The sequence below is a fragment of the Streptococcus pseudopneumoniae IS7493 genome (genome assembly GCF_000221985.1).
In the GTDB taxonomy this organism is placed as follows: Bacteria; Bacillota; Bacilli; order Lactobacillales; family Streptococcaceae; genus Streptococcus; species Streptococcus pseudopneumoniae.
Window position 1 is genome coordinate 1,115,495 of the sequence record NC_015875.1, and the last position, 18,537, is coordinate 1,134,031.

The window sequence follows — 18,537 nt, forward strand, 5'->3', positions numbered from 1 at the left end:
TCCAATTCTGTTTATTTACTATTTCGAGCTTCTTCCAAAATCTTTGCAATCTTGGTCGTCAACAAATCGATAGCTACTGTATTGCTGACTCCCTCAGGAATGACGATATCAGCATAACGCTTAGTCGGCTCGATAAACTGATGGTACATGGGTTTAACCACACCTAGATACTGGTCAATAACGCTATCAAGGCTACGGCCACGTTCTTCCATATCACGCTTGATACGACGAATAATACGCACATCGTCATCCGTATCCACAAAAATCTTGATATCCATCAAATCGCGCAGACGCTTGTCCTCCAAGACCAAAATCCCCTCAACGATAAAGACATCCTGAGGCTCCTGACGATAGGTCTTGCTGCTCCGTGTATGCTCTGTATAGTCATAAGTCGGGATGTCCACCGGACGCCCTGCTAACAATTCCTTCATCTGCTCAATCATCAAGTCTGTATCAAAGGCAAATGGATGGTCATAGTTGGTTTTGATACGCTCTTCAAAGGTCAAATGAGACTGATCCTTGTAGTATGAATCATGCTCAATCATGGAAATCTTTTCATCAGGAAAATGCGATAAAATGGCTCTTGAAACACTGGTTTTACCACCACCAGAACCACCTGTCACTCCAATAATGATTGGTCTATTTTGCATGCTATCCTCCGTTATTTTATCCGTCGTCTATTCTATCACATTTTTTACAAAATTTATAGTCTCATCAGCAAAAAACACCAGAGCCTTCCCTCTGATGTTCGATAGTTTTAACGAAAGCCCTGTAGGGTTTGAGCAAGCATCTGCAAGAAAGCCAGTCTCCCTCTTTCCTGGCTAGGAGCTTTGGCAATCCATAAACCAAAATCAATGACAGACTTAGGTGCCTGGTAATGATGCGTCATGAGGTAAAGCGACAACCCTTGACTCAAATTGGCCATGACCGATTGGTATTTTTCATTTCTGTCTAAATTTTGTATAGCAAGACGAAACAGGTGACTCAACTCACTATTTTCATTTATTTCTTTTTGTTGAAGAAGTTGCTCCACCCTTTCTCGAAACTCATTTTGCATCATGGAATTATCACACCAAATCCTGGTCTAGGTGCCCATGGACCATAATTAATCCAGCCATTGACTATTACACTTCCCGTGTACCCCCAAAACTCTCCATGATTGATACTGCATTTTGCTCGACCTTTAACGTCTACACAATATACTCCTGGGCCTGAGTTCCCACCAGAACCTGTAATGGACTCTAAATATTTATCTGAAAGAATTTTAAATTGCTTCATTTCACACCTCTAAATTTCTATATAGATTATTTGAGTATCTACAACTCGCAACAATTGGAATATTATAATTCCCAACCCCATTCTACTATTAGTATGGGGTTTTATCAAGCAATTGTTATCTATCACCCGATTTTTATTCCTAAAGGATCTAGCTAAAAACCTTCCTTGGCTTGTAGAGTTTGTCCCGTTTTTCTAGAATGGCTAACAATGTATCATCTTCAAAGGCAGCCAGTTCTTTGTCCGTTTGGTCTAGCTCAATAAAACGACCAAAGCGAACTTCTGTAGCTTCTTCTGGACTTAGGAAAACTTTGACAAGATCACCTGTCCCAATCTCTAAAGGATGGAGAAAATCTAATTGCCCAGCCTCTACTTTTTCAGCAATTTCCTCCAAGGTCAGTGCGTCTTCTAATTGTAAGCCAGCAGCACTAGTACGAGTCAAATGGGACATATGAGCCGCATAACCAAGCTTTTCACCCAAATCAACTGACAAAGTACGGATGTAAGTCCCTTTACTGCATTTTACACGAAAAGTAAAGCGTGCAAGGTAATCATCATAAGAAATCGGACTTGTTCGATCAAATTGATAAATGGTCACCTGACGTTCTGGACGCTCCACTTCCTGACCAGCACGCGCATACTCATAGAGCTTGCGACCATTAACCTTAACTGCCGAGTACATAGGCGGAATCTGACTAATAGGTCCAGTCAAGCTCGCAATCGCTTCATCAACAATGGTTTCATCTAAAGGTGACAAAACAGGCGTCTCTGCGACAACTTCCCCACTAGCATCCTCGGTCGTCGTTGAATAGCCCAGAGTGATTTCCCCCTCATAGACCTTGCCCTCGTCCTGCATAAACTCGACCATGCGGGTCGCCTTGCCAACCGCAATGGGCAAAACACCCACTACATCTGGATCCAAGGTCCCACCATGACCAATTTTCTTGGTGCCCAAAATCTTACGCAGTTTAAAAACCGCATCATGCGAGGTCATTCCTGCTTCTTTTTTTAAGTTGATAATACCGTTCATTTTTGCTTTCTACTCCCCCTTCAATGCTTCAAATTTCGCTTTCATGGTTGGATTTTTCCGGGTCAATTTTTTAACAGAGACATCTTCCAATTTGTTGTTAGCTAAACGGAGTTGGTTTTCAGATGTAGTCAGGAATTTCTTAACCTCTTCCATGCGTTTGATGGCCTTGTCGATTTCATCAATAGCTTTTCCAAAGTTGGTCGAAGCTGAATTATAGTTCTTAGCAAAAGCTAGCTTAAAGGCATCCAAGTCTTCCTCAAAATGTGTAATGTCGATATTTTGCTCGCGAACAAGCGCTAACTCCTGCTTGTATTTTAAAGAATTAAGAGCCGCATTACGTAAGAGCCCAATCAACTGAATAAAGAATTGAGGACGAACCACATACATCTTTTCATACTCGTGACTGACGTCAACAATCCCTGTGTTAAAGTAGTCGTTATCGGCCTCAAGCATGGTCACTAAAACGGCATATTCACAGTTCTTCTCCCGACGGTCCTTGTCCAATTCCTTGTAAAAATCTGCATTCTTATGCTTTTTCTCTGTTCCGTCAGCTTCATTCTTCATCTCAAACATGATGGAAATGATTTCAACACCATTTTCATCGCATTCACGGAAGATAAAGTCCCCCTTAGACCCACGCGCTGAAACCTTATTATCCTTCTCAAAGTAAGCATTTGGAAATGCAAAACTGCGGACCTTGTTAAACTCACTCTCTGCATAGTGTTCCAGACTTTCTCCGATAGCTTTTGTAGACTGCTGGGCTTTGAAATTCTTGTAAAATTCAACCTGTTCACTAGCTGCCTTGAGCTGGGCTTCGTAGTTTTGCTTAACAGAAGCAAGAGAAAGCTCGTTTTCCTTTTCTTGCAGTAGGAGCTGATTTTTAACCTGGTCTCGTTCTTTTTCTAGGTCAGAGAGGGTCTTCTGTAGTTGATTTTCATGTTCCAAACGCAAGGTGGCCAATTGGTTTTCCAAGGCCTGTACTTCCTTGTCCTTAGCCAAGAGAGCCTGATTGCTTGTCTGTTCAACCTCTTTCTTGGCCAATTCTTTTTCTGTATCAAAGTTTTGGATTTGATTCTGCAATTGAGCAATTTCTTTGTCTTTTTGAGCCAGTTTAGACTGTTGTTCATTCATGGCCTTTTGCTCAGCCAAGGCCAGTTCCTGCTTCATGCGATCGTGCAATTCCTTATTAAACTCTGCTGTTCTCACTTGGGACAAAAGTTCAGCATACTGACTTTCATTTACTGTAAAGACTTCCCCACAGTTGGGACATTTGATTTCGTTCATATCGTTCCTCTTTCTAGACTTCTGTAACCATTATATCATGCCTGAGGGAAAATCAAAAACAGTGAGTCGAAACCCACTGTTTATCTTCTTTTTCTTTAAATTTCTTCCAAGGCCAAGCGCAAATCTTCGATCAAATCCTCTACATTTTCAAGTCCGATCGACAAGCGGATTTGGTTTGGTGTGACTCCTGCTGCTTCGAGGTCTTTTTCTGACAATTGACCGTGAGTGGTTGTTGCTGGATGGACAACAAGCGATTTGGCATCTGCCACGTTTGCTAGGTCAGAAAAGATTTCTAAATGATCAATGACCTTGCGTGCTTCTGCCTCCCCACCTTTGACATGGAAGGTAAAGATGGAGCCCACACCTTTTGGCAAGTATAGTAGATTGAAACTAGAATAGTACACATAAACTTCTAAAACATTGTTAGAAATCGATTTGACTGTCCTGATCGATTCGTCCTATTCTTATTTCATTTTACTATATTTTTATGAAAATCTTAAAAAAATCAGTGAAATTCTGGATTTCACTGATTTGTATTAATAAAATTGTTTATATGGTTGATTGAAAGCTGTTAGGATTTCATCAGATGTTTGTGAATAATCTTTTGTTTCTTTCAAATCACCTTTTACAATAATACGTTCTGTAGCAGCAAGGTCTTCACAGGTTACTAATGTAATCTCATTTACCCCATCTCTATCATCAACCTCATCAACACGATCCGGTGTCACACGTTTGACTTCACGGATTTCATAGGTATAAACTTTATTTTTATCAGTTAGATAAATCTTCATACCATTTTTAGCGTTATCTAAAGGAGAAAATAACATTTTATTAGCATTATCAACACCAAAGATATGGTGACTAGCTAGACTATAATTTCCTTCTCCCATTACTTGCTCGCGTTTCATTGTACCAGCGCCGTAGAAGAGATTAACATTATCAAGTCCTTTAAAAATCGGCAAATTCATTTCCAATTCAGGAATTGCAATTCCCCCAATAACTGGTAATTTTTGAGCATCCCATTGAGAAGCTAGAACAGCTTCCGAAGAGATCGCTTTGACCGAATCAAAATCAAAATTTCCTTCTGTATCCTGATTTTCTTCTATTTTTTCTTTTGATACCTGACTAACTTGATACTTATTGGTATTCCAGACCATGAAAATATTTCGAATTTGCGCATTAAAAATCAAAACCAGTGACAGTACTATCAGAAATCCTGCTAGGATATTTGTCAGCAGATTTTTTCGTTTGTTTTTCTTTTGATTATTTTTTTGAGACATTATGCTTCACCTTCTGTTTCATTTTCTGTCCCAACTTCTTCTTTTTCTGCCGCTGCAACCGTTGTGAAGGTCACTATCTGAGCATCTTGATCCAGGCGCATTACTTTAACTCCCATAGTTGCGCGTCCTGTTTGTGAAATATTGGCAAGATTGGTTCGAATCATGACACCTGTATCAGTGATAATCATCAAATCCTCATCCCCTTGAACAGTCATAAGACCGGCCAGCAAGCCATTTTTTTCGGTAATTTTAGCTGTCTGCATTCCCTTACCACCACGACCTTTTGTTGGATATTCAGTAGCAGCTGTACGCTTACCATATCCTTTTTCAGTAATAATAAGAACCTCATCTTGATCAGTAATTACGCTCGCTCCGACTACTGTGTCTCCATCACGGAGATTCACACCTTTCACACCAGTGGCGATACGGCTCATACCACGAACAGCTGATTGATTAAAGCGAACTGCATAACCAAACTTGGTACCAATGATAATATCCATATCTCCTTCCGCCAACAAGACATTGATTAACTCATCTTCATCCTTTAGATTCAGCGCTTTGAGACCATTTTGACGAATATTGGCAAACTCCTTAACACTGGTTCTCTTCACAATACCGTGACGGGTTGTAAAAAAGAGATAAGCATCATCACTGCGATCAGACTCAACATTGATAATAGTCTGAATACTTTCACCTTCGTCCAATTTCAAGAGATTGACTACTGGTAGCCCTTTGGCAGTTCGACCATACTCAGGAATTTCATAGCCTTTCAGACGATAGACACGTCCTTTGTTTGTGAAGAAGAGCAGGTGATCATGGGTGCTAGTTGACACTAACTCACGAACAAAGTCATCATCTTTCACTCCCGTTCCTTGCACACCACGACCCCCACGTTTTTGAGCAGTAAATTCATCCTGATCCAAACGCTTAATGTAGCCTCTGTTAGAAAGGGTAATCAAGACATCCGATTCTTCAATCAAATCTTCATCTTCAAGACTCAAGACTTCACCAACCATCAACTCTGTACGGCGTTTATCGGAAAATTTACGTTTAACTTCATCTAATTCGTCTTTTATGATTTGAGAAACACGTTCTGGTTTAGCAAGAATATCTGCTAAATCCGCAATCAGAGCCAAGAGGTCATCATACTCTGACTGAATCTTATCGCGTTCCAAACCTGTCAAACGACGAAGACGCATATCTAAAATAGCCTGACTTTGACGTTCAGAAAGCTTAAACTTACTCATCAACTCAGCTTGTGCTTCTGCATCTGTTTCACTAGCACGGATGATACGAATCACTTCGTCGATATGGTCTAGCGCAATCAAGAGACCTTCTAAGATATGCGCACGCGCTTCCGCTTTTTCCTTATCAAAACGTGTCCGACGAACAACCACTTCTTTTTGGTGTTCGATATAAGCATCCAAAATCTGACGAAGGGACAAAATCTTCGGTACACCATTTTGGATAGCAAGCATATTGAAACCAAAGTTGGTTTGCATCTGGGTCATCTTGAAGAGGTTATTGAGGATAACATTGGCTGAGGCATCGCGCTTAACTTCGATAACAAATCGAACACCTTCACGGTTTGATTCATCACGAACTGCTGTGATGCCCTCAATACGTTTTTCCTGAACCAAACGAACAATATGCTCATGTACCTTGGTTTTATTGACCATGTATGGAAATTCCGTTACAACGATGCGCTCACGGCCAGTCTTAGTTTCTTCAATTTCAGTACGAGAACGAAGGACAATAGAACCTTTACCTGTTTCATAAGCCTTATGAATGCCTGATTTCCCCATGACAAGGGCACCTGTTGGAAAATCTGGACCAGGCAAGACTTCCATCAAGTCCTTGGTAGTCACTTCAGGATTGTCCATGACCAACTTCACTGCATCAATGGTTTCACCCAAGTTATGAGGAGGAATGTTGGTAGCCATCCCAACAGCAATACCAGTTGCTCCATTAACTAAAAGATTTGGAAAACGAGCTGGCAAGACCAAGGGTTCGCGTTCATTAGCATCATAGTTATCAACGAAATCAACCGTATTTTTGTTAATATCACGAAGCATCTCCAGAGCAATCTTGCTCATGCGTGCCTCAGTATAACGCTGGGCGGCAGCACCATCTCCATCCATGGAACCAAAGTTTCCATGCCCATCTACAAGCATGTAACGGTAACTCCACCATTGAGCCATGCGGACCATTGCTTCATAGATAGAGAAATCCCCGTGTGGGTGGTATTTACCCATGACGTCCCCTGTAATACGAGCAGATTTTTTATGGGGTTTGTCTGGAGTCACACTCAATTCATTCATTCCATAGAGAATGCGACGGTGAACAGGTTTTAAGCCATCTCGAACATCAGGAAGAGCTCGCGCTACGATAACACTCATGGCGTAGTCGATAAAGCTAGCCTTCATCTCCTTTGTCAGATTGACATTCACTAAATTTTTATCCTGCATTAATAAATGCCTCATTTCACAATTAGTAAGTAACAACATTATACCATAAATTTCCATCTATTTCAGCCTCTAAACCACTAAAACGTTTACATAGAGAACTATACGGCATATTCGTGACAAAGTTTTTTAAAAGTGATAGAATGAAGTTGTCTAGGGAAAATCCCCTAATAAAATTAAGGAGATGTTTAGAACAATGACTTCAACTAAACAACACAAAAAAGTTATCCTTGTCGGTGATGGTGCTGTAGGTTCATCTTACGCTTTTGCACTTGTTAACCAAGGAATTGCACAAGAGCTTGGAATTATCGAAATTCCACAATTGCATGAAAAAGCTGTTGGTGATGCGCTTGACCTTAGTCACGCCCTTGCCTTCACTTCACCTAAAAAAATCTATGCAGCTCAATACTCTGACTGTGCAGACGCTGACCTTGTTGTGATCACTGCAGGTGCACCTCAAAAACCAGGTGAAACTCGTCTTGACCTTGTAGGTAAAAACCTTGCTATCAACAAATCAATCGTAACTCAAGTTGTTGAATCAGGTTTCAAAGGTATCTTCCTTGTTGCTGCTAACCCAGTTGACGTTTTGACTTACTCAACTTGGAAATTCTCTGGTTTCCCTAAAGAACGCGTTATCGGTTCAGGTACTTCACTTGACTCAGCTCGTTTCCGTCAAGCCCTTGCTGAAAAAATCGGTGTTGACGCTCGTTCAGTTCACGCCTATATCATGGGTGAACACGGTGACTCTGAGTTTGCCGTTTGGTCACATGCTAACGTTGCCGGTGTAAAATTGGAACAATGGTTGCAAGCTAACCGTGACTTGAATGAAGCTGACCTTGTAGAACTCTTCATTTCTGTTCGCGACGCTGCATACTCAATCATTAACAAGAAAGGTGCTACATACTACGGTATCGCTGTAGCCCTCGCTCGTATCACTAAAGCAATCCTTGACGATGAAAACGCAGTACTTCCACTTTCCGTATTCCAAGAAGGTCAATACGGAATTGAGAACGTCTTTATCGGTCAACCAGCTATCGTTGGAGCACACGGTATCGTTCGTCCAGTAAACATTCCATTGAACGATGCAGAAACTCAAAAAATGCAAGCATCTGCTAAAGAATTGCAAGCTATTATTGACGAAGCATGGAAAAATCCAGAATTCTAAGAAGCTTCTAAAAATTAATTTAACTATAGACAACTCCTTGAATCATCAGGGAGTTGTTTTTTTCTGTATTATAGTAGGTTGAAGTTGAAATAGCACCCTATCACTCTAAAACGTTGTTATAAAATGCTTTAAATTCCTAATTGATTTGTTCATATCTTATTTCAATCCATTATACATCTTCCCACAATAAAACGCATAATATCAAGGATTGTCAATACCTTATCTTATGCGTTTTTTCTGATTTCAAAGAATTTTGACTCAGCCTTCTTTTTAATTATTTTCAAAATAGGAATCAACCAACTTTTGAATGCGCCCTTCTTTAGCCGCTGGAATGGTATCTACTAAAACAAAATTCTTCCTACTGATATCTTTAGAAAGATTGCCAAATATAAAATTAGTGGAAATGTTATAGATAATCTCAGACGGAGCAAATCCATAAACTTGGTTTTCTAAGATATGTTTTAAGCGTTCTTCAGAATTTGGAAAGGCCTCTTTCAAACCTTCGCTATTATATAGTCGCTTAACAAGTTCAGCAATATAGAGACCAGACTTCATGTACAAATCAATAAATGTCTTAAATGGATCATCAAATATTCCTGGATTTTCTTTTTCAAGATCATCTACCATCCTCTTCACTACCCGTTTAGGAGTGAAAATTTGGTTGGTCTTCTGCGGTGGAATATAGTCAAAAATATCTTCTTTTTGGTCTTTAAAATAATCCGCCAACTCCTCTTTCTTACGAAGAAATTCTTGGATAGCTTCGTCAAATGTTGCTCGATCAAAGAGATGTCCTGCAAAATCTTGTCCACCATCTCTCAAATAACGAAATTGGTCAATCGTAATAGCAGTCACTTCAAAGAAAACATGCTCAGGAACAAAGGTATCAAAATTATCAAGTGTTAGAGATTGATTGCCATAGGCCATGATGAAACTTGGAATTGTTCGTGCAAATCCTCGAAGATGGTCACGAATCTCATCTTGAGCTGATTGTTTTAACTGTTCAACACGTTTTATCTCAACCTGTTCGATAAACTTCTCAGGCATTTTTTCCACTTCTTTTTTGAGTGTTTGCTCTAGTTTTTCTTTGTGAATGAGATTATTTTCTTCTAAACGTTTATCAAAATCTTCTTGAATCTTATCCTTTTGCTCCTTATCAACCGCTTCCTTGATTTGTTGCTGCAATTCTTGCTTGATATGAGCTTCAGAAATTTTTCTTTCGATATCATTTTTTCGAATTTCATTCTCAAATATTGCTGTAATTTGTTTCTTGATGTGGTCTGCTTCTCGAGTTTTAAGGTCATCATATCCAACTTTCAATTCCTCTACAATCACTGAAGAAACTGTCTTGCTCAAGTCATTGACTAGTTGCTTTTGAGTTTTATCCTCGTCCTTAGTGACCAGTTCAACAACAGACTGACCGAGTCCATAGACTTTTTCTCCAAAAAGTCGCATTTGTTGATTAACTACGATTTCATGGTCAACTACTGCATTTCCCTCATCATCGACTGTAACATCTGAAAAGTCTAATAAATCAGAACTATCTTGTACCTTCCCTTCCTTTTCAACTGGCAGCTCATTTAAAATATCTAAAACTGTTTGACTTGCTTGGAAAATACCACTAATATTATCAAATAAGAGATTGGACATAAAACCTCGTTTAAGGACTTCTCTAGCTTTTATCTGACGAGGGATGGTTAGAACTGCCTTGGCATCAATTTCAACCATCTTACCAGCACGGTCTTCGGCAATAACTGGAAAGAAGTTTAATAATTCTCTAATATTTTCTTCACGAGTTGTCGAAGTCCCGCCGCCTCCTGCAGTCGCAAGCGATAAGTTGTTGGCAAACTCATCAAAGAGAATCAAGGTTCTTTCCGGCGCAAAGTCAAATACATAGGCTTTTTCTTTGCGGAAATGATTTCCTTTGCTATCGGTCCATGAATATGGGTTCTGAGCACGAAATGCAGCCTGCATATAAAGAGCAGGTGATTTCAAATTTGATAACATCAATACACCTGTCCATTCAGGGATAGTGACCCCTGTCGTCAACTGACCAACGGAGAGGGTAATGGTTTTGTCATTCTCTGCTATCGCTTTTCTAACCAAGTCCAAGGATTTGAGTTTGACTTTATCGTCATCCTCGAACATACGCCCGTCGCCAGCAGCTAACACAATCTCATAATTTTCATAGATGGGATGTTCTTCTAGTAGAGCTTTTAAAGCTTTAGCTGAGGCTACACGTTCTAACAGCCAAAAAGTATGCTTGAGTTCGTTCCGAAGTTCTTTGGTTGAAAATGGATATTTTTCATTGCTTGACAGAGTATCTAACCAATTTCTGACATCTTGTTCATGGATAAATTTCCCTTTATCATCTGTAGCGAAAAATTCACTCAAGTCAAAAGCATAGTCGATATTTTCGCCATCCAGTTGAGCACCTTTTTCTAACTCCTCACCAATCATCTGAGACATTTGATAGGTAAAGAGATTTAACTGAGGCAAGCTTTCATAAGGATTTTCCTCTTCTTGCTCAGGAGACCAGGTCGATTTGGCAGACTGTTCATCCGCATAAGACCAGTTATAGATTTGCTCCTCGGTAAACTCTCCCTTTGCCAATGCTTTAAATGGTGTACCTGACAAATGCAGAGTAAAATTCCGTCGAATCTTGTTAAAAGCCTGGTCTGTCTTAAAGGTATCAACTCCTTCATGAGCCTCGTCAATAACCAACAAATCCCAATGCAGATCAGTCACCCATTTGAGTTTATCGTGCTCTCCACCTAAATAAACAGAACCTTTCAAGTCTTGGAGACTGATAAAAGCAAGTTGTCTTACATCGTCATCTAAAATACCAACAAATTCTTTACGTGACAAAGTTGGACGACTCTTAAGGCTATCTGATTCAGAAACAAACTTGTAAGTCGTCTGACCTGCTATGAATGTTTCAAAATCATCATACCATGAGTTAGCAATGGCAGGGCGGTTTGTTACAATTAGGACATTAACAGCTTCCATTCGACGAGCTAGGTCATAGGTAGACAAGGTTTTACCAAATCGTGGTTTGGCATTCCAGAGAAATTTGCCTCCAGCATGTTCTTGGAAATAAGCTAATGTCTTAGCAACTGCTTCTTCTTGCTCTTGTCGCAGAGTATAGTCCTGTCCTTTTCCAGGTTGATAACCAGACAAATCATGCTGAACAAATTTATCGAATAGATTTTTAGATTTTTCAGGAGTTCCATTAAAATAGAACCATTCCGTCTTAGGACGACGTTCTACATCATGGAAAGACAAGAAATGGTGGAAATCATAATCCTTGAAAGTTTTCCCCTTATCAGGCTCTTCTGTATAAGCTGCATCACCAGTCCATAAGACATCTGTAGCTATATGAGCTGTATGCGTTTGCTCCTTGATACGTTGTGTGACATCACGTTCTGTATACCCAATCTTAATCCAGCCTTCATTACTGGTTACTGTCGGTGTGGTGTAGGCATAGATTTTAGGATGAATCTCTTTAGAAGTTTTAATTTCTACTGGCATAAGTATTCCTTTTTTTAAAGAACTAAGATAATTTTTCTAACTCTGTTAAATCAATTCCCATCGTGTTTAAAATGTCATCAAACACTACAGTTTTAAATTCATCAGCATACTGATTGAATAGATTCATTAAAGCTTTATATAATCTTTGAAAATCTTTCTTATCAAGTACAATTTTTAAAAATAGAATAACCACTATAAAACGTTTATTATCATATCTTCTTATCCCAAAATGATTTGCTATTTGAGATATTCTGACATTTCTTAAATTAACATTATACAGTCGTTCATCATGTGCACAGATATTTCTAACTAGGTTAGCCACTTTCAAACATGCACTTAAATCTGCACTAGATAGTCTAAATGTATTGTCTTTATTTTGTATTCTATATTTATCTGTATAAAATTTTGCAATGATATTCTTTGTACTATCCGTTAAAATATTGTAAAAATTAGCAATGTTTCCCATTGTAAGAAAATTAACTAAAACCCAAAGTGCTACTTCCCCATGTTCCTCAATGTAATGTTTAATAGCGCCAGTTCTATCTACCTTATCATGAATCGTCTTGGTTAAGATAGAGATTTGTTGAAGAACTTTTTTAGGATCATTGTCTACAAAATTTGCAATATCTAAATAAGCATTCTTACGAGGGTGTTTTTTAGAGAATTCATATGCAACTGTGGTCTTTATTGAATTTTCGAATATCAATAAATATTTCAATAATAATATCCTTAGCTCTCTATCAAATAAAAACAAGGCCTTTAGTTCGTTAAAGTGGGTTCCTTTTTGATAAATTTCAGGTTCAACAGGTCGATTATTGCTGTCCTTTACTAAAAATAAATCTTTATAACCGTTTATAACATTGTAATAGTTTTCTTGTTCTAAAAATCTCTTTGGCTTTCCATTCGTTGGGACTACAACACCCCTATTTCTTAAGATTGTTAACTGTTGATTAAATGTTTTATGTTCCTTCAAACTTATCTCCTATAAAATAAAAAGGGTCAGGGCATCGTATGCTTCCTGACCTAATCCTATATATCTATTATAGATCATTGAGCACTATTTGTCAAATAAAAATACTTTTCTAATCCATCTCCCTTACATGATTCTCAATAAAGGAAATTTCCTCAGGAGAAAGGTCATATTTTTGATCAAGCTGGCGGTCAATATCAGCCACTGATTGTGTCCAATCAATGTCCGAATTGACCGTAAAGTCTTGGAGGGGGACGTAATACCAAGTTTTGCGTGAATTATGCTGAGTAACTTTCAAAACACCTAATAATACTCTAGCGAATTTAGTTTTAATAAATTTAATACAAGCATCGGCTTCAAATTTTGTTTTAAAATTACCAATAGATAAAAAAGTATCTGTATGCCCGATTAGGGGTTCCCCGATTAGGGGTGTTGATAAGACTTCACCTAAGGCACCACTTCCATTAGCTTCTGGTACAAAAACATTATAATTTTCGAATGTTTCCGGTAAATCTAAATATTTTTTATTAATATATCGATAAACACGTTCGGAGCCAATTCTTCCAAGTAGAGCAACATGGTCTTTTTCTTCGTTGTTTTTGAAAACAAAATCTAACTGAGTTAGTGATTTCGAAACAATTTTATTTTTTGTTCCTTTTCCTTGCAGCTTTTCAGCATTTGGATAATCAGAAAAAAGTTTATTTGAAAATCTATAAATACCTTGAGGATAAACTAAATCAGAAAAAGTTTCAAATTCTGGATGTTTTTCGATTTTTTTTACAATACCATTCAAAGTTTCAAAAATAGTAAATACTCCGATTGGTCCCAAATCTTTATCAACATCACGATAAGTTATTGCTACTCCACCCTTAATATCCGTTCCTGTAAATACTTTACCGCTTTTAAGTTCATAGAATTGAACTTTTAAATGCTTGTCTTCAAGCATCTTTTCCATCCAATTTTTAGGAGTTTGACCAGCTTTAAATAAAAACCTTGCTGGGGTGATTAGTATAGATTTATCTGCGATTTTATAAGCTTCATCAATAAAATAGTGATATATCGGCTCATCTCTAGCTTCTCCTATTTCCTGATACGGCGGATTTCCTATCACGACATCAAATTTCATTTCACTTTCCTCGCTAGATAGGCGCTCAAAACCTATCATTCTATTCTTTTTCCAGTCTTTGATATGGGTTTTAGATTCTTCTACATCTTGGACCTCTAGCTCATCCGCAAACAAACTCAATTGTTGAGCTTGCCTTTGTTTAGCTGAATAAGGACTACTTTTTTTCAATCCATCCATCTGAAAGACATTGTAAGAGATGATAGTTGCAATCTCTTTCTTCTGCTCTAATGTTGGTTGATTTCCAGTCTTAGCTAGATAATAGTCCTCAAAAGTTGCCAAAAGATTTTCACGCGCCAAAAGGAGAGAATCTCCTTGATACTCATAGCCATAAGAAGCTCGATAAGCTTTTTTTACAAATTCATAAAAGGTGACTTCATCTGAGACCTCACGACTAATGCGCTGCAATTTTCTATCAACAAAACCAACTCGTTCAGATAATGGAATTTCCTTACCAGTCACTGTATCATAGCGAGTTACCATATAAGGTGCTTCACCACAAGTTATCTCTAACCACCGTAAGTCAACATACTCTTCAAGACTTAACGAGCCTAGTTCCGATTCTACATATCCATTTTGCTTTGCGACCAACCAAGTTGGTGTAAACACTTCTGCCCTTATTTTTGTACGATCTTTTTGCTCATATTTGGATTTTTCAGATCTGGGCTGAATCAAGTTAGCATAGTTTCCAGTAACCTTACTTGGACTAATAGCATCACTAGGACTAAAGCCTTTTCCTAACAAGTTATAAGAATGCGTCGCCCAAACTATATTTTTCTTTGTTGTTCTATCTGTTAAAAGTATTTTTAATAAATCAGCAGACTCCTTAGCCAACTGCTCCTCACTAATATCTATTGCCATAAAGCAACCTCTCTTGTATTGTAAGCCCTATTATATCATATTTAAAAAAATGAAAATTTACTTGAAAAAAGTAATTCAATAAATATCTCTCCTATGACCAACTTCTAGAGTAGCAATGACTAATTCATCATCTACAATTTGTACGATAACTCGATAATTACCAATTCTATAGCACCATTGACCAACGCGATTACCAACCAAAGCCTTTCCGTGTCGTCTTGGGTCTTCCAAAACATTGGATTGTAAATAGTTTGTAATTAGCTTCTGCGTATAACGGTCCAATTTTTTCAATTGCTTGATGAATCGTCTTGTCGGAACTAATTTATACAAATTATTCATCCTCCAAGCCTAAATCATGCATCATTTCTTCCCAAGTAATGGGTTCAACTCCTTTTTCCAAGTCTTCTAAATACTCTTGATAGGCTAAATCTGCCACACGAGCATCGTATTCGTCTTCTAGAGCTTCAAGAGTTTTGGTGCGGATAAGTTCCGACAGAGAAACTCCTTCAAACTTAGCCATTGCTTTCATAAATGTTTTATCAGCTTCAGAAACTTTTAATGTAATAGTAGTCATCTTTTGCACTCCCTTTTTTAATGGTAACACCATTGTATTACTTTTTAGGTGTTCAGTCAATATAAAAAGAACACCTTCTCAGCGTTCTTTCTATATGTCCGTCAAGGGTGTTGCGGTATCTGGTGAGGTATCATAAACCTTAAAGTCCACTCCGACTCCCAGATCAGCTTGAGCCAGCTGATTGACCATGGTCATATGAGCCAGTTCCTTGATATTGTTCTCCTTAGATAAATGCCCAAGGTAGATTTTCTTAGTGCGGTTTCCCAAGGTACGAATCATAGCTTCAGCACCGTCTTCGTTAGAAAGGTGACCGAGGTCAGATAGGATTCGTTGTTTGAGTCGCCAAGCGTAAGAACCTGCTCGCAAAATCTCTACATCATGATTGGACTCAATAAGATAGCCGTCCGCATTTTCGACAATTCCCGCCATACGATCGCTAACATAACCTGTATCAGTCAGCATGACAAAACTCTTGTCATCCTTCATAAAGCGATAAAACTGCGGTGCGACTGCATCATGGCTGACACCAAAACTCTCGATGTCGATATCTCCAAAGGTTTTGGTTTTACCCATTTCAAAAATATGCTTTTGCGACGAGTCTACCTTACCGAGATACTTGCTATTTTCCATAGCCTGCCAGGTCTTTTCATTGGCATAAAGATCCATACCATACTTGCGAGCCAAAACGCCTACTCCATGGATATGGTCTGAATGCTCATGGGTAATCAAGATGGCATCCAGGTCTTCTGGCTTGCGGTTAATTTCAGCAAGTAGGCTGGTAATTTTCTTACCAGATAAGCCTGCATCTACTAAAAGCTTCTTTTTTGAGGTTTCCAGATAAAAGGAATTTCCACTGGAACCCGACGCTAAAATACTGTATTTAAAGCCTATTTCACTCATTCTAGTCTTCTACTTCGTCCTCCCATACTTCTTCTTTCACTGCATCCTTATCATAAGGGAGCACAATGGTAAAGGTTGAACCCTTGCCATATTCACTCTTGGCCCAAATAAAGCCCTTATGTTGTTTTATAATTTCTTTAGCGATAGACAGTCCTAGACCTGTACCACCTTGTGCACGACTTCTAGCACGATCCACACGATAGAAACGGTCAAAGATACGTGGTAAATCCTGCTTAGGAATCCCTAAACCCTGGTCAGAAATGGATAAAATCATCTGGTCTTCAGTTGTCTTCATTCTGACAGTGATTTTACCCCCATCTGGCGAATACTTAATAGCATTATTTAAAATATTGTCGACAACCTGTGTCATCTTATCTGTATCAATTTCCATCCAGATAGAATTGATGGGATAATCTCTCACCAACTCATATTTTTTCTCCTTTTCCTGTCCTTTCATCTTGTCAAAACGATTGAGGATAAAGGTAATAAAAGCAGTAAAGTTAATCAGTTCCACATCCAAGTGACTGGTGGCATTATCAATCCGTGAAAGATGAAGGAGGTCCGTCACCATGCGCATCATACGGTTGGTTTCGTCCAGAGACACCTTGATAAAGTCTGGTGCTACAGTTTCACACAAAGCCCCCTCATCCAAGGCTTCAAGATAGGATTTCACGCTGGTTAAAGGAGTCCGTAACTCATGGCTAACATTGGAAACAAAGAGTCTCCGTTCGCGTTCTTCCTTCTCCTGCTCCGTCGTATCATGCAAAACAGCCACCAAACCTGAAATAAAGCCAGACTCTCGACGTATCAAGGCAAAGCGAACTCGAAGGTTCAAATATTCGCCATTGATATCTTGGGAATCTAGCAACAATTCTGGACTTTGGGTAATCAAATCACGCAATTCATAGTCTTCTTCTATCTTGAGTACTTCCAAAATGCTTCTATTCAGAACATCTTCCTGAACCAACCCCAGTTGCTTCTTGGCTGTATCGTTAATCATGATAATCTGCCCCCGACGATTGGTCGCAAGGACCCCATCTGTCATATAAAACAGAATACTATTTAGCCGCTTACTTTCTTGTTCTAGATTTTCCTGAGTGAGACGAATAACCTCCGACAAGTCATTCAAATTATTGGTAATATTGGTGATTTCAGACCCACCTTGCATATCAAGAACCTTGGAATAATCTCCTGCAATCAAATCTTTAACCTTTTGATTGACTTGCTTCAATCGAATATTATCACGTCTATTCTCCAGTAATAAGAGGGTCACAACAAGGATGAAACCTAACAAAATCAGAATAAAGATAAAATCTCTGGTAAAAATGGTTTGTTTCAGTAAATCAAGCATTATTTCTCATGTAATACCCTACACCACGGCGCGTCAAGATATACTCTGGTCGGCTGGGCGTATCTTCAATCTTCTCACGCAGACGTCGGACAGTCACATCAACCGTACGGACATCACCAAAATAGTCATAACCCCAGACAGTCTCAAGCAAGTGTTCGCGCGTAATGACTTGACCTGCATGCGATGCCAAATGATACAAAAGCTCAAACTCACGGTGGGTTAAGTCTAGTTCTTCTCCATATTTTTTAGCCACGTAGGCGTCTGGAACAATTTCTAAATCCCCAATTTGGATAGGTTGAGGTTTACTTTCTGCTTCCTGCCCATCTACTGGCATAGGTTGAGAACGACGCAGAAGAGCTTTAACACGCGCCTGCAACTCACGATTGGAGAAGGGTTTGGTTACATAGTCATCTGCACCAAGCTCTAAACCGATAACCTTATCAAATTCGCTATCCTTAGCTGACAGCATGATAATAGGCACACTACTAGTCTTCCGAATAGTCTTCGCAACTTCTAAGCCATCAATTTCTGGAAGCATCAAATCCAAAATAATAATATCTGGTTGCTCTGCTTCAAATTGCTCTAGCGCTTCACGACCATTAAAAGCAGTTACAACCTCGTACCCTTCCTTGGTCATATTAAACTTGATAATATCTGAGATTGGTTTTTCATCATCTACAATTAATATTTTTTTCATATGTTCACCTTTTTCTCTACTATTATACCAAAAA

15 protein-coding genes and 1 pseudogene are annotated in these 18,537 nt (G+C 38.8%); 1 reads left to right on the forward strand and 15 read right to left on the reverse strand.

Translation table 11 applies throughout. The features are described from left to right. Window positions 1-11: 11 nt before the first annotated feature. The 7 genes and pseudogenes from udk to gyrA all read right to left on the reverse strand — a co-directional run bounded on the left by udk (window position 12) and on the right by gyrA (window position 7,337). Complete coding sequence (gene udk / locus SPPN_RS05790; protein WP_001181366.1) at window positions 12-650, reverse strand: uridine kinase; 639 nt, start codon at window positions 648-650, stop codon at window positions 12-14. 107 nt (window positions 651-757) lie between these two features. Then, complete coding sequence (locus tag SPPN_RS05795; protein ID WP_000983427.1) at window positions 758-1,060, reverse strand: bacteriocin immunity protein; 303 nt, start codon at window positions 1,058-1,060, stop codon at window positions 758-760. A gap of 366 nt (window positions 1,061-1,426) precedes the next feature. Beyond that, entirely contained in the window at window positions 1,427-2,305 is an 879-nt protein-coding gene (truB, locus tag SPPN_RS05805) for a tRNA pseudouridine(55) synthase TruB (protein WP_001013277.1), read from the reverse strand. A 9-nt stretch (window positions 2,306-2,314) separates the two neighbouring features. After that, a complete protein-coding gene (locus SPPN_RS05810; protein ID WP_001002647.1) occupies window positions 2,315-3,589 on the reverse strand; it encodes a DUF2130 domain-containing protein in 1,275 nt (424 codons plus the stop codon). A 95-nt stretch (window positions 3,590-3,684) separates the two neighbouring features. Then, a pseudogene (locus SPPN_RS05815) lies at window positions 3,685-3,966 on the reverse strand (PLP-dependent transferase); the annotation flags it as partial. 159 nt (window positions 3,967-4,125) lie between these two features. After that, window positions 4,126-4,869, reverse strand: a complete 744-nt coding sequence (gene srtA / locus SPPN_RS05820) for a sortase SrtA (RefSeq protein ID WP_000078850.1) — start codon at window positions 4,867-4,869, stop codon at window positions 4,126-4,128. Further along, complete coding sequence (gene gyrA, locus SPPN_RS05825; RefSeq protein WP_001153004.1) at window positions 4,869-7,337, reverse strand: DNA gyrase subunit A; 2,469 nt, start codon at window positions 7,335-7,337, stop codon at window positions 4,869-4,871. The genes srtA and gyrA overlap by 1 nt, the downstream gene beginning before the upstream one ends. A 193-nt stretch (window positions 7,338-7,530) precedes the next feature. On the opposite strand from gyrA, the gene SPPN_RS05830 reads away from it, so the two are divergent. Beyond that, window positions 7,531-8,499: an L-lactate dehydrogenase gene (locus SPPN_RS05830; RefSeq protein ID WP_000204723.1), complete on the forward strand. Its 969-nt coding sequence runs from the start codon at window positions 7,531-7,533 to the stop codon at window positions 8,497-8,499. Between the two features lie 270 nt (window positions 8,500-8,769). Here the strand turns inward: SPPN_RS05830 and SPPN_RS05835 are convergent, their stop codons facing one another. The 8 genes from SPPN_RS05835 to yycF form a co-directional block, all read right to left on the reverse strand. After that, window positions 8,770-12,027: a DEAD/DEAH box helicase family protein gene (locus SPPN_RS05835; protein ID WP_001143835.1), complete on the reverse strand. Its 3,258-nt coding sequence runs from the start codon at window positions 12,025-12,027 to the stop codon at window positions 8,770-8,772. A gap of 22 nt (window positions 12,028-12,049) precedes the next feature. After that, window positions 12,050-13,000: an Abi family protein gene (locus SPPN_RS05840; protein ID WP_000658131.1), complete on the reverse strand. Its 951-nt coding sequence runs from the start codon at window positions 12,998-13,000 to the stop codon at window positions 12,050-12,052. Window positions 13,001-13,109: 109 nt separating this feature from the next. Further along, window positions 13,110-14,981, reverse strand: coding sequence for an Eco57I restriction-modification methylase domain-containing protein (locus SPPN_RS05845; protein WP_000963214.1), 1,872 nt, complete (start codon window positions 14,979-14,981; stop codon window positions 13,110-13,112). 75 nt (window positions 14,982-15,056) lie between these two features. Beyond that, a complete protein-coding gene (locus tag SPPN_RS05850; protein ID WP_014017264.1) occupies window positions 15,057-15,311 on the reverse strand; it encodes a type II toxin-antitoxin system RelE family toxin in 255 nt (84 codons plus the stop codon). Between the two features lies 1 nt (window position 15,312). Continuing rightward, window positions 15,313-15,555, reverse strand: a complete 243-nt coding sequence (relB, locus tag SPPN_RS05855) for a type II toxin-antitoxin system RelB family antitoxin (RefSeq protein ID WP_000208079.1) — start codon at window positions 15,553-15,555, stop codon at window positions 15,313-15,315. Between the two features lie 90 nt (window positions 15,556-15,645). Next, the gene (locus SPPN_RS05860) at window positions 15,646-16,455 is read right to left on the reverse strand and encodes an MBL fold metallo-hydrolase (protein WP_001289495.1); all 810 of its coding nucleotides are present in this window, start codon (window positions 16,453-16,455) and stop codon (window positions 15,646-15,648) included. Between the two features lies 1 nt (window position 16,456). After that, window positions 16,457-17,806 carry a cell wall metabolism sensor histidine kinase VicK gene (gene vicK / locus SPPN_RS05865; protein ID WP_000886221.1) on the reverse strand — a complete coding sequence of 450 codons (1,350 nt, stop codon included), beginning with the start codon at window positions 17,804-17,806 and terminating at the stop codon, window positions 16,457-16,459. Further along, window positions 17,799-18,503 (reverse strand): response regulator YycF, encoded by a 705-nt coding sequence (gene yycF, locus SPPN_RS05870; protein ID WP_000722069.1) that lies wholly within the window; start codon window positions 18,501-18,503, stop codon window positions 17,799-17,801. The genes vicK and yycF overlap by 8 nt, the downstream gene beginning before the upstream one ends. Window positions 18,504-18,537: the final 34 nt, after the last annotated feature.

Bases quoted from the DNA above. Each gene is read 5' to 3' on its own strand.
- udk (WP_001181366.1), bottom strand. From the start codon at position 650: ATGCAAAATAGACCAATCATTATTGGAGTGACAGGTGGTTCTGGTGGT.
- SPPN_RS05795 (WP_000983427.1), bottom strand. From the start codon at position 1,060: ATGATGCAAAATGAGTTTCGAGAAAGGGTGGAGCAACTTCTTCAACAA.
- truB (WP_001013277.1), bottom strand. From the start codon at position 2,305: ATGAACGGTATTATCAACTTAAAAAAAGAAGCAGGAATGACCTCGCAT.
- SPPN_RS05810 (WP_001002647.1), bottom strand. From the start codon at position 3,589: ATGAACGAAATCAAATGTCCCAACTGTGGGGAAGTCTTTACAGTAAAT.
- srtA (WP_000078850.1), bottom strand. From the start codon at position 4,869: ATGTCTCAAAAAAATAATCAAAAGAAAAACAAACGAAAAAATCTGCTG.
- gyrA (WP_001153004.1), bottom strand. From the start codon at position 7,337: ATGCAGGATAAAAATTTAGTGAATGTCAATCTGACAAAGGAGATGAAG.
- SPPN_RS05830 (WP_000204723.1), top strand. From the start codon at position 7,531: ATGACTTCAACTAAACAACACAAAAAAGTTATCCTTGTCGGTGATGGT.
- SPPN_RS05835 (WP_001143835.1), bottom strand. From the start codon at position 12,027: ATGCCAGTAGAAATTAAAACTTCTAAAGAGATTCATCCTAAAATCTAT.
- SPPN_RS05845 (WP_000963214.1), bottom strand. From the start codon at position 14,981: ATGGCAATAGATATTAGTGAGGAGCAGTTGGCTAAGGAGTCTGCTGAT.
- relB (WP_000208079.1), bottom strand. From the start codon at position 15,555: ATGACTACTATTACATTAAAAGTTTCTGAAGCTGATAAAACATTTATG.
- SPPN_RS05860 (WP_001289495.1), bottom strand. From the start codon at position 16,455: ATGAGTGAAATAGGCTTTAAATACAGTATTTTAGCGTCGGGTTCCAGT.
- vicK (WP_000886221.1), bottom strand. From the start codon at position 17,806: ATGCTTGATTTACTGAAACAAACCATTTTTACCAGAGATTTTATCTTT.
- yycF (WP_000722069.1), bottom strand. From the start codon at position 18,503: ATGAAAAAAATATTAATTGTAGATGATGAAAAACCAATCTCAGATATT.